At 62.5% G+C, this 15657-nt stretch carries 14 protein-coding genes; 10 read left to right on the top strand and 4 right to left on the bottom strand.

The window, feature by feature from the left end:
* Positions 1-69: 69 nt before the first annotated feature.
* Both NKG95_RS27425 and NKG95_RS27420 read right to left on the bottom strand, forming a co-directional pair.
* Positions 70-1074, bottom strand: coding sequence for a zinc-dependent alcohol dehydrogenase family protein (locus tag NKG95_RS27425; RefSeq protein WP_353043042.1), 1005 nt, complete (start codon positions 1072-1074; stop codon positions 70-72).
* 600 nt (positions 1075-1674) lie between these two features.
* The gene (locus NKG95_RS27420) at positions 1675-2091 is read right to left on the bottom strand and encodes an NUDIX hydrolase (protein WP_353043041.1); all 417 of its coding nucleotides are present in this window, start codon (positions 2089-2091) and stop codon (positions 1675-1677) included.
* A 193-nt stretch (positions 2092-2284) separates the two neighbouring features.
* Between NKG95_RS27420 and NKG95_RS27415 the strand changes: the two genes are divergently transcribed.
* The 4 genes from NKG95_RS27415 (at position 2285) to NKG95_RS27400 (ending at position 5582) form a co-directional block, all read left to right on the top strand.
* Complete coding sequence (locus NKG95_RS27415) at positions 2285-2848, top strand: sigma-70 family RNA polymerase sigma factor (RefSeq protein WP_353043040.1); 564 nt, start codon at positions 2285-2287, stop codon at positions 2846-2848.
* The gene (locus NKG95_RS27410) at positions 2845-3513 is read left to right on the top strand and encodes an anti-sigma factor (RefSeq protein ID WP_353043039.1); all 669 of its coding nucleotides are present in this window, start codon (positions 2845-2847) and stop codon (positions 3511-3513) included. Before NKG95_RS27415 ends, NKG95_RS27410 begins: the two co-directional genes overlap by 4 nt.
* On the top strand, positions 3503-4960 hold the full coding sequence (locus NKG95_RS27405) for a S8 family serine peptidase (RefSeq protein ID WP_353043038.1): 1458 nt from the start codon (positions 3503-3505) through the stop codon (positions 4958-4960). The genes NKG95_RS27410 and NKG95_RS27405 overlap by 11 nt, the downstream gene beginning before the upstream one ends.
* A 184-nt stretch (positions 4961-5144) precedes the next feature.
* On the top strand, positions 5145-5582 hold the full coding sequence (locus NKG95_RS27400) for a YybH family protein (protein ID WP_353043037.1): 438 nt from the start codon (positions 5145-5147) through the stop codon (positions 5580-5582).
* A gap of 301 nt (positions 5583-5883) precedes the next feature.
* On the opposite strand, the gene NKG95_RS27395 is transcribed toward NKG95_RS27400, so the two are convergent.
* Positions 5884-6378 (bottom strand): DUF8737 domain-containing protein, encoded by a 495-nt coding sequence (locus tag NKG95_RS27395; RefSeq protein WP_353043036.1) that lies wholly within the window; start codon positions 6376-6378, stop codon positions 5884-5886.
* Between the two features lie 80 nt (positions 6379-6458).
* On the opposite strand from NKG95_RS27395, the gene NKG95_RS27390 reads away from it, so the two are divergent.
* Positions 6459-7367 carry a LysR family transcriptional regulator gene (locus NKG95_RS27390; protein WP_353043035.1) on the top strand — a complete coding sequence of 303 codons (909 nt, stop codon included), beginning with the start codon at positions 6459-6461 and terminating at the stop codon, positions 7365-7367.
* A 71-nt stretch (positions 7368-7438) separates the two neighbouring features.
* On the opposite strand, the gene NKG95_RS27385 is transcribed toward NKG95_RS27390, so the two are convergent.
* The gene (locus NKG95_RS27385; protein WP_353043034.1) at positions 7439-8461 is read right to left on the bottom strand and encodes a substrate-binding domain-containing protein; all 1023 of its coding nucleotides are present in this window, start codon (positions 8459-8461) and stop codon (positions 7439-7441) included.
* Between the two features lie 362 nt (positions 8462-8823).
* Here NKG95_RS27385 and NKG95_RS27380 point away from each other — a divergent pair, with 362 nt between their 5' ends.
* The 5 genes from NKG95_RS27380 to NKG95_RS27360 all read left to right on the top strand — a co-directional run bounded on the left by NKG95_RS27380 (position 8824) and on the right by NKG95_RS27360 (position 15383).
* A complete protein-coding gene (locus tag NKG95_RS27380) occupies positions 8824-10179 on the top strand; it encodes an ABC transporter substrate-binding protein (protein WP_353043033.1) in 1356 nt (451 codons plus the stop codon).
* A 227-nt stretch (positions 10180-10406) separates the two neighbouring features.
* Positions 10407-11420 carry a carbohydrate ABC transporter permease gene (locus NKG95_RS27375; protein WP_352640567.1) on the top strand — a complete coding sequence of 338 codons (1014 nt, stop codon included), beginning with the start codon at positions 10407-10409 and terminating at the stop codon, positions 11418-11420.
* Between the two features lies 1 nt (position 11421).
* Complete coding sequence (locus NKG95_RS27370; protein WP_023718340.1) at positions 11422-12576, top strand: carbohydrate ABC transporter permease; 1155 nt, start codon at positions 11422-11424, stop codon at positions 12574-12576.
* Positions 12577-12580: 4 nt separating this feature from the next.
* Positions 12581-14245 (top strand): beta-galactosidase BglA, encoded by a 1665-nt coding sequence (gene bglA / locus NKG95_RS27365; protein ID WP_353043032.1) that lies wholly within the window; start codon positions 12581-12583, stop codon positions 14243-14245.
* A 25-nt stretch (positions 14246-14270) separates the two neighbouring features.
* Positions 14271-15383, top strand: a complete 1113-nt coding sequence (locus NKG95_RS27360; RefSeq protein ID WP_023718338.1) for an ABC transporter ATP-binding protein — start codon at positions 14271-14273, stop codon at positions 15381-15383.
* Positions 15384-15657: the final 274 nt, after the last annotated feature.

Here is a 15657-nt window from a genome sequence, read left to right as displayed (position 1 = left end):
CTGCTTTGCTTGCGGAGAACATAAAGCCGGTCGAAATGCGCGACGCCAAATGGAGGCCAGATACAGGAGTCAAAGTTCGAGACAGACCTTGCCAAAATGCTGTTGGGACTCGTAGTGCTTGAAGGCATTGGCGATCTCCTGCAGGGGAAAACCGCGGTCGATCGCAGGCTTCAAACGGTTGGCCTCTATGGCACGGATCATGTCGTTCTGGTCTGCCCTGCTGCCAATCGAGATTCCGCTGATCCTGATCTGATTGGAAAACAGGGCCGGGATCGAAACTTGCCCGGCAAAACCAGTCAAGACACCGATCAGTGCGATGTGGCCGCCCATCCTGCATGCTGTTATCGACTGCGCCAACGTGCCGGGCCCGCCAACCTCGATCACATGATCGACGCCGCGTCCGTCCGTCAAAACCCTTACCTTCTGGCCCCAATCCGGCACTGCCTTGTAATTGACGACAATGTCGGCTCCAAATCGCTTTAACTTTTCCAGCTTCTCCTCCGATGAGGAGGTGGCAATAACCCGAGCGCCGGCAATTTTTGCGAATTGCAGCGCGAACAGCGATACACTTCCCGTGCCAAGGACCAGCACCGTATCACCGGGCTTCACCTGGCCGCACACCATCAGGGCTTTCCAGGCGGTGACGCCGGCACAAGTGAGCGTTGCCGCCTCCACATGCGTGAAGTCTGCCGGTGCCCTTGTGAAGGCATGCCAGGGCATGCACACATACTCACGGGCATAGCCGTCAACATCATCTCCCAACTCGCCCCTCTTGTTGGCCGGCGTCGGTTCGCCTGCCAGCCAATGGGGCCAATAGGTGCTGACGACGGCATCTCCGATCTTGAATTCTTGGACATCGTCTGAGACCGCAACCACCTCTCCGGCGCCATCGGACAGCGGAATACGGCCATCGGCGCACGGTTTCTTTCCCAGCGCCACCATGCTGTCGTGGAAATTCAACGAACACGCTCGTATCCTGACAAGCAACTCACCCGGCCCTGGTTCTGGGCAATCTTCCTCGACCAGCTTGAGATTTTCCAAGCCTCCCGGCGCTTTCAGCCTAATCAATCTCATGGAAAGCTCCTTCCGACCGCGCAAGGCTTCATGCGCCCCACCACTCGCGTGGACGCTTGACCGCGTCGAACACCGCCATGGGCGACTGATCCACGAGAATCGCGGCCGCAAAGCTGTTGTTGGTCATGACATTTCGTTTCTTCAGGCTGGATTGCCATTTGCGATCGGGACCTTAGTCGCCCGGCAGCGGACTGTTGAGTTACAAAACTGTCGGGAATCCCTGCACGGCGATGGCGTCCAATTACGCCTCGCCCGAGGCTGAACGACTGCACCTTACCCGATGGTTATGAGCCGCCTTGTGGCCGCCGTCATTGCGAGCCTGACGGCCGAGACAGTATCGCTAAAAAGGGGGAGAACGGTACACTCTGGCAACCTCTCCGCTCTTCGGTTAGCCTCCGCAAATATCCGGCGGAGGCGGTGAACCTTTTTGGGCCGATCAGCGACAGATGCCCGAAGTGGAGATCGGCGGGCTGGAGAAGGCGATCAAGGGACGGCGGATGGCAAGCGCGGGAAATTGAGCACCTAGGGATTCCCCTGCGTCACGGGAAATGCCGAGGATCGGTGCGCGGATCACGCGCGAGAACGGGTACTTTCGGGAGGTCACGTCGCGGCGAGCTTTGCGAGCCGGGGATAATCGCAATCCACCAGATTGGGGAGGCGCTGAAGTTCCTCGACATCAAACCACCGGATCTCGGTGTGTTCCTCGCAAATGTTGCTTGGATTCCCGCCTTCCCAGCCGATGACCTTGAAAACGTGGTGCAACGCCTTCCCATAGAGCTCGGGATGGCGCTCTCCAATGCACTGCATCCAACCGAAATCTGTTGGCGTCACTCCAATTTCTTCCTGAATCTCGCGAACGAGTGCCTCTTCCAGCGTCTCTCCGGCTTCAACGCGGCCGCCGATCGTGTCCCAATGCCCAGGCCACGCGCTCTTCCAGGCAGCGCGAAGACCCATCAAGACCTTCCGGTCGTGGTTCACCAGCAATGCACCGACCGTAACTGTGGGATTCCTGATCATTTGCGGAGCGTATTCACTGGCAGCGATGTTTGCAAAGGCGGCGTCTTCCCTCCCCCGCAGGGAGAAGGAGAAAGCGCACCTCTGGCAACCTCTCTGCTCTTCGGTTAGCCTCCGCAAATATCCGGCGGAGGCGGTGAACCTTTTTGAGCCGATCAGCGACAGAGCAGGCAGGAGCCAGGCGGCTCGACCGGCGATGACGGCCGCGGAGACCGATCGCGCGCTCGTCGAGCGGGTCGCGAAGGGCGACCGTGCAGCCGTGCGGCTCCTGTTCATGCGCCACCACGCTCGGGTCTACCGCTTCGTGGCACGCCAGACGGGATCGGAACTGATGGCCGACGATATCGCGAACGAGGTGTTCCTCGAGCTCTGGCGGCAGGCGCCGGCCTTCGAGGGGCGCTCGGAGGCCTCGACATGGCTGCTCGGCATTGCCCGCTTCAAGGCGCTGTCCCTGCTGCGCAAGAAGAAGGAAGACTGGATCGACGACGATGACGCGGCCCAGGTCGCCGACGGTGCCGACACGCCGGAAGTCGTGACGATGAAGGTAGACAAGGCCGCTGCCTTGCGACGCTTCATCGAAGCCATGCCGGAAGAGCATCGCACGGTGATCGACCTTGCCTATTATCACGGGCAATCGGTGAGCGAGATCGGCGAGGTGCTCGGTATTCCGGTCGCCACGGTCAAGACCAGGATGTTCTACGCCCGCAAGAAACTCGGCGAAGCCCTCAAGGCCGCCGGTTACGACAGGGGGTGGCCATGAGCGCCGCTGAAAAAATGTCACGCCGCGACGAAATGGAAATGCTGCTGCCGTTTTATCTGAACGGCTCGCTGGAAGGCGCCGAGCTGGAAGCCATCGAGGAATGGCTGGAGAGCGATCCGGCGGCGATGGCCGCGCTTGGCGAGGCCGAGGCCGAATTCTCCGGCACTGCTGCCGCAAACGAGGCAATCCGCCCGCCGGCCGATGCGCTCAGCCGCTTTGCCAAGGCGCTCGACGCCGAGGCCGGCCCGGCCCGCGCGCCGGCGGCGTCGCCCTGGTTGGCGCAGGCCTGGAGCCGCTTCATGGCGGTGCCGGCCGGCGTCGCCTGGGCGGCGGCCGCGGTGCTGCTGGCCCTGGTCGTCGCGCAATCCTTTGTGCAGACCGGCAACCAAGGTGGCGACTTCGAGATTGCCGGATCGGAAGACGATCTGGCCAAAATGCCGTTTGCACTGGTGAAGTTCAAACCGGATGCGAAGCTATCCGACATCGTCGCTTTTCTCGACCAGAACCAGTTGAAGATCGCCGGCGGGCCGACCGCCGACGGCGTCTTCCGCCTCGGCGTTCCGGCCAAGACCGCCGCCGACTATCAGAAGCTGCTTGGCCTTATTGCCGCCCAGCCTTTCACCGAAGCTGCCCTGGAGGGAAGGAAACCGGCTGATGGCGGCTAGGGCGGTCATTCGATTGACGGCGGCGATGACAATCTTCGCCACGTCCGCGATGGCGCAGACCAACGACCCGAACCTCACCCAGGCGGAGATCGACTGCCTGAACCGGGCAAGTGCCGCCGGCACCGACTGCGCCAAGGACGGCGACGACGGGAAGGATAGCGGCGGCAAAACGCCGGCTAAGGCTTCAACGGTGAGTGCCGTGTTTCTTCCCGCGCTGATCGTCGACTTGTTCCCCAATCCTGCCCTAGTCACCGAGGCGCCGATACCTCCCGGCAATACTGCGGCCCCGCCGACCGCTCCGCCTTCGGGCCTGCCGGCAATACCGGCGGCCGCGCCGGGCGGTCCGGTCGTAGCACCCACCGATCTTATCGCAACCGAGCCGCCGCGCGCCGTGATCGGCGATTTCGTGCCCGACGAGGTGCTGGTCACGGTCAATGGCGATGCCGGCGCGGTCCAGCAGATCGCCGCCTCGTTCGGCCTCGAAATACGCTCGCAGCGGCAGTCGCGGCTGCTCGGCAACACGCTGGTGCGCTTCGGCATTCCCGATGGCCGCCCAGTCGGCGTCGTGCTGGCGCAGCTTGCCGCCGACGGCCGCACTTTGCGGCGTGAGGCCAACCACGTCTATGCGCTGCAGCAGGCGGCCAGCATCGTCAATTATGCGTTCGAGCGCATCGCGCTCGACGCCAACGAAGCCAGCGGCGAGAATGTCCGCGTCGGCGTCATCGACACCGGCATCGACGACAGCAATCCCGCGCTCTCCGGTGTCATCGCCGAGCAGTTCGATGCCATGCCCGACGTGCCGATCAAGGCGCGCGACCACGGTACTTCGGTCGATGGACTGATCGCCGGCACCGGCGCGTTCAAAGGCATGGCGCCGGGCGCCAGGATCTATCACGCCCGCGCCTTCGAGGGCGGCAAGTCGACCATGGACGTCATCCTTTCGGCGCTCGACTGGGCGGCGGAGCAGGATGTCCGTATCATCAATATGAGCTTCGTCGGCCCGAAGAACGACCTGCTCGGCATCGCCTGCCGCAATGCTCGCGCGCTTGGCATCGTGCTGGTCGCGGCCGCCGGCAATAACGGGCCGAAGGCGCCCTATGGTTATCCGGCCGCCTTCGACGGCGTGATCGCGGTGACGGCCACCGATGCCAAGGACGGGCTGATGCCGCAGGCCAATCGCGGCGCCTACGTCTTCATCTCCGCTCCCGGCGTCGAGATGGTGGCGCCAAGCGGCGCCGGCTCGGATGTGGTGACCGGGACGTCCTTTGCAGCGGCGATCGTGACCGGCGCGGTCGCCAACCTGTTGCATGCCGCGCCCGACCGTTCGGCCGACTGGGTCGAGAAAGCACTGGCCGCCACGGCAAAGGATCTCGGCCCCAAGGGGCGGGACAATGATTTCGGCTTTGGGCTTCTGAACACCAAGGCGGCCGAGGCGGCCAAGGACTAACTCTCGTGTTTGAACCGAGCCGTCTCATAACGCTGTCGCGAAACTTGTCTCACGCCGTGCTATAATGACCAAGCCAACCTGCACTACGCCGCCGTAGGGAAAATGCTTCACCGCTGCGGGCGCACAGAATGTAGACCTGTGGTCGCCAGCCCGGATCAGAAATAAAAACGACAGGGAGGATGACGTGTCCCTCGACGCCAGTGGCTTCGATCAAGCAGTTGAAGAATACCACCTGGCTCTGGATGAGTTAATGAAAGGAAACCCCGCGCCAGCGAAGAAGCTCTTTTCCCAACGAGACGATGTAACACTGGGCAATCCCTTTGGCCCTTTCGCGCATGGATGGAAGCAGGTCGTTGAGACGATGGAGCAAGCGGCATCGAACTACAGGGACGGCGACGCTACCGGCTTCGAGAACATAGCGAAGTGTGTGACGTCTGAGCTGGCATACATCGTCGAAGTGGAGCGGCTCAGGTCCAAGGTTGGCGGTCGGAGCGATGTCACGCCTCTTGCGTTACGCGCGACGAGCGTCTTTCGCCCAGAAGATGGTCTGTGGAAGATTGTGCATCGTCATGCCGATCCGATAACGACGGCTCAGCCGGCCGATTCGGTACTCCGCCGATAGCGGTTGTGGTATTGGGGAAGCGATCGATCTCCTTTGCTGCTGCAGCGCGGCTATTCTTCAGTCCGTTTTCTGCTAAGGGTTGGCCAGCGTCATCGGGCTCGCAGGGTCGGACGGCCGCTCTGGGTCGAACTCGGTCGCCGGGAGTGATCGAGTTGGACCTTTACATCGGCGCGCCGGCCCTGGATGCCCTGACCACTGGTCGAACGGCCAGACCTCGCCGCGCGCGGCCTGCTCCGGCCAGAGATTCGCGACGCCAGCCGTTCGGCAATGCGCGCCGGCCAGGCGGATCGACTACGATGGCTCAAGTCGCGTTTTGCCGAGGACGCGCCAGAAAATAGAATGCGGCGATGTGCGTTATCATCAGCAGCGGTACGTAGATGATCGGGATCGCGTAGGTTGCGCCCAGTTCCCCCGCGCGTGCAGGAAGGCCGATCTGAATGGCGTGGTAATAGTCGACGATGAGGTCGACCGTCCCGACGACGTTGAAGGCGACGACCAACGGCCAGAAGAGCGGGCGTATCCTCACCGTGAGCAGCGCCAGCATGGCCAGCACGCCAGTCGCGAAATCGCCGTAGGCGGCGAACACGGCGAAATCGACGGGCAGATTGGGGCTTACAACGCCTGGAACGATGAAGACGAGCCCGAAGAAGCGGAAGCTGTGGAGCGTAGCGATAGCACGTTGCGCTGCGACCCGGTCCATCGACCTGAGCCACGGCAAACCGTACGCGCCGAAGCAAAGCAGCCACGCGACATAGCCGAGAACAAGATGGGTTTGGAACACCATTTCCGTGGACATTGGCCTTCTCTCAACAGTTGATTCACGTGGCTTTAAGCCCGCTACCGCAATTCGACTATCCGGTGTAATCACAACAACCTATGAAGCAGAACTACACAGTCCGACATGGTGCGCTGGAGGGCGTCGAGGCGTTCCTGGCCGTCGCCAGGCGCCGCAACTTTCGCCGCGCCGCCGCCGATCTCGGCGTGACGCCCTCGGCCGTGAGCCAGGCGGTGCGCGCGCTGGAAGCTCGCCTGGGCACGGCGCTGTTCGTCCGCACGACGCGGAGCGTTGGTTTGACCGAGCCTGGCCAGCGGTTCCTAGACCGTGCCGGCCCGGCATTCGAAGAGCTTGTCGCGGCCGGCGAGGCCGCCCGTGATATCGGCCAGCGGCCGACCGGTCTGCTGCGCCTGTCTGTGCCCCGCGCTATCGTGCCGCTGATGTTGGAGCCGCTGATCGCGTCGTTCTGCAAAGCCTATCCTGAGATCGAACTGGAGATCGCCGTGAGCGACCAGATGGTTGATCTGGCGACCGGCGGGTTCGATGCCGGCATCCGCCTCGGCCAGCTCATCGCCGCCGACATGGTCGCGGTGCGGCTGACAGCGCCGTTCTCGTTCGTGGTCGTCGGCAGCCCTGATTATCTCGAGCGCCACGGCCGTCCCGAGCGTGTCGAGGACTTGCGCCACCACGCCTGCTTACGCTTGCGCCGCTCGAATGGCGCGATCGCGCCCTGGTCCTTCGTCGACGGCAATGGCGCGATCGAAGCGATCGTCTCAGGCCCGCTGATCGCGCACGACTATTCGACATTGGTCGGGGCTGCGACGCGGGGCGTTGGGCTGGCGCAGACACCACGACCACCCGCCGAAGGTCTGATAGAAGAAGGAAAACTCAAGTCGGTGCTGGACAGCATCGCCACGACGACGCCGGGTGTCTTCCTCTATCATCCAGGCAAGCGCCAAGTCCTGCCGAAGCTGCGCGCCTTCATCGATCACCTCAAATCTGCGGCCTGACACCAGGACGCATTCGCTGGTGCTGGCCAACAGCCGCCAACGTCGACCTCGCCCGTGATTGAGTTATGCCCCTAGGCCGGCGCGCCGGCGACCGATCCCCTGACCACCAGGTCGACCGGCCAGACCTCGCCGCAAGCCCCCTCCTCCAGGCCGGAAATCCGCGCCGCCAGCCGTTCGGCAATGCGCGCGCCCGCCAGGCGGATCGACGAACGCGTCGTCGACAGCGGCACCGAAAAATTTTCCGGTTTCAGCCAGGGAAAGACGTCGTCATGGGCGATCAGCGACAGGTCGCCCGGAATGGTCAGGCCGAGATCGCGCACCGCGCGCACCACGCCGAGCGCCATGATCAGGCTGGAGCAGGCGATCGCCGTCGGCGCGTCGCTTTGTTCCAGCAAGCGCCGGGCAGCGCGGTAGCCATTCTCCTCGGTCATGGTGAGGGAACAGACATGCTGATTACCAAGCACCAGTCCGCTTGCCGCGAGCGCGCGGCGCACGCCGCGCTCGCGATGGATGGCGAAGGTCTCGCGATCGTCGCCATTGATCAGCGCCAGACGCCTGTGACCGAGCTGGACGAGAAGCCGCGCCGCCTCGTGGAAGGCGCCCTCATTGTCGATGTCGGTGAAGGGATAGTCGAAATCGAAGCCTTCGCTGCGGCCATGGACGATGAAAGGAATGCCGAGCGTATTGACCAGCGCCACCCGCCGGTCGGCCGGCCTCGGCGAGGAGATATAGACCGCGTCGACCTGCCGGTTGGCAACAATGCGGCGGTAAGTCGTCTCCTGGTCGTCGGCATCGGCCGGTGACAGCACCAGGTCGAGCTCGTGCGAACGCGCATAGTCGCCGAGGCCGGACAGGAACTCGACGAAATGCGGATCGATGTCGACGGTCGTCCCCGTCGGCAGCACATAGCCGATCATGCCGGTCTTGCCGGTCGCCAGCCGGCGGGCGCTCGGATTGGGGCGATAGCCGTGACGCTTGGCGGCATCGACCACCCGCCGGCGCGTTTCCTCGTTGACTTCCGGGTAGCCGTTCAATGCGCGGCTCACCGTGGTCTGCGAAAGCGCCAGCATGTGGGAGAGCTGCTTGAGGTTCACCGGAGGCCTCCAAACCTCAAAGCGCTTTTAATCTGAATCGAGCTGGCCGCTACGAACCGCCTTGCCGAGCGCAATGACCATACGCACGGTTCGGACCGGTTTGAAGCCGAATTTGCTGCTGCACCGCCAGAAAACTGTGCTGCAGCGCACTTTCGCTGGCACTCGACCGCAGAAATTAAATCGATTAGTTTGGCTTTCTCTTGACTCCGGATCAATTCAGTGGCGTGATCAAAATCACCAAAGCGCTTTGGAAGACTCTACGAAAGGTTGCAGTTCCTTTCCGACTGAGTCACAGTCCTGCAGCGCCGGCGGACGGAATGGAGGTTTCGTTCGGTGTTGGTCACCACTGGGAGGGAATACCGATGAAGAAAATGCTTCTGCTGGGCGCCGCGTTTGCCACGCTCGCCCTGGCCATGCCGGCGCAAGCCGAATTGAAGTTCAAACCGGGCGAAGATCCCCGTTTCAACTGGGCGAACTACGAAGAGCTGAAGAAGGTCGACCTCAAGGGCGAGACGCTGACGATCTTCGGACCGTGGCGCGGCGAGGACGAAGGGCTTGTCCGCACCGTTCTCGATTACTTCTCCGAAGCCACCGGCGCCGAGATCAAGTACTCCTCGTCGGAGAATTACGAACAGCAGATCGTCATCGACACGCAGGCCGGCAGCCCGCCCAACATCGCCGTGCTGCCGCAGCCGGGCCTGATCCAGGATCTGGCATCGAAGGGGCTTTTGACGCCGCTCGGCGACGACACCGCCAACTGGGTCAAGGACAATTACGGCGCCGGCCAATCCTGGGTCGACCTCGGCACCTTCAAGGACAAGGACGGCAAGCCCGGTTTCTTCGCCTTCCCCTACAAGGCCGACGTGAAATCGCTGGTCTGGTACTCGCCGGACAATTTCGAGGAAGCCGGCTACAAGGTGCCGAAGACGCAGGAAGAGCTTGCCGAGCTCGAAAAGAAGATCATCGCCGACGGCGGCACGCCATGGTGCATCGGGCTTGGTTCGGGCGGCGCCACCGGCTGGCCGGCAACCGACTGGGTCGAAGACATAATGCTGCGCACCCAGACGCCCGAGACCTACGACAAATGGGTGAAGAACGAAATTCCGTTCAATGATCCGGCCGTGGTCAACGCCATCGACATTTTCGGCAAGATCGCGACCGACGACAAAATGGTCGAGGGCGGTGCCAAGGCGGTTGCGGCGACCGATTTCCGCGACAGCCCGAAGGGCCTCTTCTCGGTGCCGCCAAAATGCTATCTGCACCACCAGGCATCATTCATCCCGACGTTCTTCCCGCAAGGCACCAAGATCGGCGAGGATGCCGACTTCTTCTATTACCCGCCCTACGCCTCCAAGCCCGATCTCGGCACTCCGGTGCTGGGCGCCGGCACGCTCGCCATGATCACCAAGGACTCCAAGGCAGCGCGTGCCTTCATCGAATTCCTGAAGCTGCCGCTCGCTCATGAGATCTGGATGGCACAGGGCGGCTTCGTGACGCCGTTCAAGTCGGTCAACAAGGACGCCTATGCCAGCGACGCGCTGAAGAAGCAGGGCGAAATCCTGGCCAACGCCTCGACCTTCCGCTTCGATGGGTCCGACCTGATGCCGGGCAAGATCGGCGCCGGCGCCTTCTGGACCGGCATGATCGACCTGGTCGGCGGCAAGTCCGCCCAGGACGTCGCCACCGACATCCAGAAAAGCTGGGACGCGATCAAGTAAGCGGCCGGCTTGAGTTCCCAATGTGATGCGGTCCGGGCCTCAAACGGCCCGGACCTTATCCGGTGCTTGGCGTCGCGTCGATTGTCGTGAGCACAACGCATTCCGGCATGATGCGCGCCCAGTGACCTGCTTTTCGGCCGGTCGCGCTCCAGACAACTGAATCGGCGCATGATCCCGTCGCCAAAGCCATTCTCGACTGGCGGATCCGTGCGCAGGGGGAGGGACCCATGGCGGCTCAGATTTTTTCGGCGATATTCGTCATCATCATCGGCGTGGGCGGCTGCGTCGCCTATTTCTGGGGCGCCAACAAGGCACTCGATACGATCTTTCCGGCACGCGGCGTTTCCGGCAAGGCGGCGATTAACAATCTGCGGCGGCAGGGGGTGATCCGGCCCTGGCTGTTCGTCGGGCCGGCGATGATCATCCTCACCATCTACCTGATCTACCCGGTGGTGGAGACGCTGAGGCTGTCGTTCCTCGATCGCGGCGGCGGCCATTTCGTCGGCTTGGCCAACTATCACTGGGCGTTCGGCGACCGCGAGTTCCGCAACTCGATCCTCAACAACATCATCTGGCTGGCAGTGGTGCCGGCCGCCTGCACCTTCCTCGGGCTGATCATCGCCGTGCTCACCGACAAGATCTGGTGGGGCACCATCGCCAAGAGCCTGATCTTCCTGCCGCTGGCCATCTCCTTCGTCGGCGCCAGCGTCATCTGGAAATTCATCTACGAGTATCGCGGCGACGGCCAGACGCAGATCGGTCTGCTCAACGCCATCATCCAGTATTTCGGCGGCCAGCCGCAGGTCTGGATATCGCTGCCGTTCTGGAACAACTTCTTCCTGATGGTCATCCTGATCTGGATCCAGACCGGCTTTGCCATGGTCATCCTGTCGTCGGCCTTGCGCGGCATTCCGGAAGAGACGCTGGAAGCCGCCGTCATCGACGGCGCCAATCCTTTCCAGATCTTCTGGAAGATCATGGTGCCGCAGATCTGGGGCACCATCGCCGTCGTCTGGACCACCATCACCATCCTGGTGCTGAAGGTTTTCGACATCGTGCTGACCATGACCAACGGCCAGTGGAACAGCCAGGTGCTGGCCAATCTGATGTTCGACTGGATGTTCCGCGGCGGCGGCGATTTCGGCCGCGGCGCCACCATCGCCATCATCATCATGATAGCGGTCATTCCGATCATGGTCTGGAACATCCGCCAGGCGAACAAAGAGACGGAAGGACATTGAGATGGCCGTGGCGACCGGAAAGTCCTTTGTCAGCCGTTTCGGCGTCCATATCGCCGTTTTCATCTTCGTTGCGATCTGGACGATCCCGACGCTCGGCATTCTGGTGTCGTCGCTGCGCGACAAGGACCAGATCATCGCTTCGGGCTGGTGGAACTCGTTCACCAGTTCCAGCCAGACGGAAGCCGGACGGCTGCCGCCCGCCTCGGCGCAAGTCGAGAAGGACGGCAAGTTCGTCCTGCAAGGCAATATCTTCGGCGACGGTCCGGCCCGCAACATCAGTGCCTTCGGCGTCAAGTCGGCCGCGCCGACGCAATATCCCGCCGGCACGACAGCCGATCTCGGCGACGGCGTGACCCTGCAGCTCAATGCCGACGGCAGTTTCGTCATGACCTCGCCGAAGGCTTTCGAAAGCGAACGCGGCCAGCGCGTCTATTACGCCTCGTCGGCGCCGCCGAAATTCACCACCGACAATTACGACACGGTGCTGTTTTCGGAAGGCATCGGCCGCTCCTTCATGAATTCGCTGACCGTCACCATTCCGGCGACCGTGATCCCGATCCTGATCGCCGCGTTCGCCGCCTACGCTTTGGCGTGGATGCGCTTTCCCGGCCGGGCGCTGCTCATCGCCGTCATCATCGGCCTCCTGGTCGTGCCGCTGCAGATGTCGCTGATCCCGCTGTTGAAGCTCTATAACGGCGTCGGCAGCTTCTTCGGCGTGCCGTCGAAGACCTATCTCGGCATCTGGCTGGCGCATACCGGCTTCGGCCTGCCTTTCGCCATCTATCTTCTGAGGAGCTATATCGCCGGCCTGCCACGCGAGATCATGGAATCGGCGCGCATCGATGGCGCCAGCGATTTCGAGATCTTCGTCAAGATCGTGCTGCCATTGTCGTTCCCGGTGCTGGCCTCGTTCGCCATCTTCCAGTTTCTCTGGGTGTGGAACGATCTGCTGGTGGCGATGGTTTTCCTCGGTACCGAGGGCGACCAGATCGTGCTGACCGCCAAGCTCAATGCGTTGCTCGGTTCGCGCGGCGGCGACTGGGAGATCCTGACGACATCGGCCTTCGTCACCATCATCGTGCCGCTGATCGTGTTCTTCTCGCTGCAGCGCTATTTCGTCCGCGGGCTGCTTGCCGGCTCGGTGAAAGGAGGTTGAAATCATGCAATCCGCTTTGAAGGCGACCCCGAAGCCCGATCTCGCGATCGATCGCGACTGGTGGCGAGGTGCCGTGATCTACCAGATCTATCCGCGCAGCTATCAGGATTCGAACGGCGACGGCATCGGCGATCTCAGAGGCATCATCGGCCGGCTGCCCTACATCGCCTCGCTCGGTGCCGACGCCATCTGGATCTCGCCATTCTTCAAATCGCCGATGAAGGACTTTGGCTACGACGTGTCGGATTATTGCGATGTCGATCCGATGTTCGGCACGCTGGCCGACTTCGACGCGCTGACCGCCGAGGCGCACCGGCTTGGCCTCAAGGTGATGATCGACGAGGTGCTGTCGCACACCGCCGACATCCATCCATGGTTCAAGGAAAGCCGTTCGAGCCGCAGCAATCCAAAAGCCGACTGGTATGTCTGGGCGGATGCCAAGCCGGACGGCACGCCGCCCAACAACTGGCTGTCGATCTTCGGCGGCTCGGCCTGGCAGTGGGACACCAGCCGCCAGCAATATTACCTGCATAATTTCCTGGCCGAGCAGCCCGACCTCAATTTCCACAACCGCGCGGTCCAGGACGCGCTGCTCGATGTCACCCGCTTCTGGCTGGAGCGCGGCGCCGATGGCTTTCGCCTCGATACCATCAATTTCTACTTCCACAGCCAAGGGCTGGAAGACAATCCGCCGCTGCCGCCCGAGCAGCGCAACGACCAGACGGCGCCGGCCGTCAACCCCTACAACTACCAGGACCATCTCTACGACAAGAGCCGGCCTGAAAACCTCGGCTTCCTCGAACGCTTCCGCGCCCTGCTCGACGAATATCCGGCGACGGCCGCGGTTGGCGAAGTCGGCGATTCGCAGCGTGGGCTGGAAGTAGTGGCGGCCTATACGGCCGGCGGCAAGCGCGTGCACATGTGCTACTCCTTCGACTTCCTGGCGCCGGAGAAGATCAGCGCGGCAAAGGTACGCTCGGTGCTGGAAACCTTCGGCAAGGTGGCCAGCGACGGCTGGTCGTGCTGGGCCTTCTCCAACCATGACGTGATGCGCCCTGCCTCGCGCTGGGCTGCCGGCGAGCCCGACCCGACCGCCTACCTCAAGGTCATCTCGGCGCTGCTGATGTCGTTGCGTGGCTCGGTCTGCATCTATCAGGGCGAGGAGCTCGGGCTTAGCGAGGCCGAGCTCAGCTTTGAAGATCTGCAGGACCCATACGGCATCCGCTTCTGGCCGGAATTCAAGGGCCGCGATGGCTGCCGCACGCCGATGGTCTGGGACGGCGCTGCCCGCAATGGCGGCTTCTCGACGGCAAAGCCCTGGCTGCCGGTGCCCAGCAAGCATCTTGCGCAAGCGGTCAATGTGCAGCAGGGCGACGACGGCTCGCTGCTCGAGCACTATCGGCGCTTCCTGGCTTTCCGCCGCGCCCATCCGGCGCTGGCCAAGGGCGATATCGAGTTCATCGAAAGCGAGGGCGACACCGTCGCCTTCACGCGCCGCGAAGGCAACGAGCAGATCGTCTGCGCCTTCAATCTCGGAGCAAAGCCGGCCGAGGTCGATCTCGGCGGCCGCTCACTGCAGCCCTTGCCGGGGCACGGGTTTTCGGGACAGACTGGCGCCGGCACTATCCGCCTCGGCGGCTACGGCGCCTGGTTCGGGCGTATCGACTGAATTCAAGGAAGAACTGGAGGGTACCATGGCCGATGTCACGCTAAGGCAAGTGAAGAAATCATACGGCAATCTCAACATTCTGCACGGCGTCGACCTCGACATAAAGTCGGGCGAATTCATCGTCTTCGTCGGTCCGTCTGGTTGCGGCAAGTCGACCTTGCTGCGCTGCATCGCCGGGCTGGAGGAGATCACCTCGGGCGAGCTCAAGATAGACGGCGAAATCGTCAACGACGTGCCGCCGTCGAAGCGCGGCATCGCCATGGTGTTCCAGTCCTATGCGCTCTATCCGCACATGACCGTCTACGACAACATGGCGTTCTCGATGAAGATCGGCAAGGAAAGCAAGGCCGAGATCGACAAGCGGGTGCGCCAGGCGGCCGAGATCCTGCAGCTGACCAAATATCTCGACCGTCTGCCCAAGGCGATGTCGGGCGGCCAGCGCCAGCGCGTCGCTATCGGCCGCGCCATCGTGCGCAATCCCAAGGTCTTCCTGTTCGACGAGCCGCTGTCCAACCTCGACGCGGCGCTGCGCGTCGCTACCCGCATCGAGATCGCCAAGCTCAAGGAATCGATGCCGGCCACAACGATGATCTACGTCACCCACGACCAGGTCGAGGCGATGACGCTGGCCGACCGCATCGTGGTTCTGAAGGAAGGCCATATCGAACAGGTCGGCACGCCGATGGAGCTCTACAAGCGGCCCGGCAATCTGTTCGTCGCCCAGTTCATCGGCTCGCCGGCGATGAACATCCTGCCGGCAACGATCGACAAGACCGGCAACCCGACGCTCGTCAGCCATGTCGGCGGCCGCAAGGCAACGGTGCCGATCGCAACGCCTGCCTCGGCGAAAGGCGCTGCGGTGAGCTTCGGGGTGCGGCCGGAGGATCTGATGATTGCCACCGGCGCCGACTATTTGTTCGAAGGGACGGTCGATTATGTCGAGCAGCTCGGCGAGGTCCAACTCGTCTATGTCGACATCGGCCGCGCCGACCTGCCGCTGGTGACCAAGCTGCCGGGCAATGTCGAGGTCAAGCGCGGAGCGACGCTGCGGCTGACGGCGGACGCAGGCGACCTGCATATTTTCGACGCCGACGGGCGCTCTTTCGCGCTCCATGAAGCAGAAGCAAAGGCGGCTTGAAGCAGGCGTTTTTCCGCCATGCAAAGACAATAGCGGCGGGCATGGCCCGCCGCTCTTGTTTGGAATTCCAGTTCGGCTGTTAGAGCGGTTCATCGTTTTCACGGAAACGCCGAACCGCTCTATCTCTTTGTTTTGACGCAATTCCGGACGGAAAACCGTTTCACACTTTTCCTGGAATTGCTCTAGTTGTTACCGAAGAGGTTGCGGTCGGCGCCCGGAGGCGCCGACTTTGGCACCTAGCCCGACGAATTCATCAGTTTTTATATAGGCGCAT

Origin of the sequence: Mesorhizobium sp. M1423 (assembly GCF_040317575.1) — a bacterium.
GTDB lineage: Bacteria > Pseudomonadota > Alphaproteobacteria > Rhizobiales > Rhizobiaceae > Mesorhizobium.
Note: the sequence above shows the minus strand (reverse complement) of the source record. Positions and strands in the feature narration are given on the sequence as shown.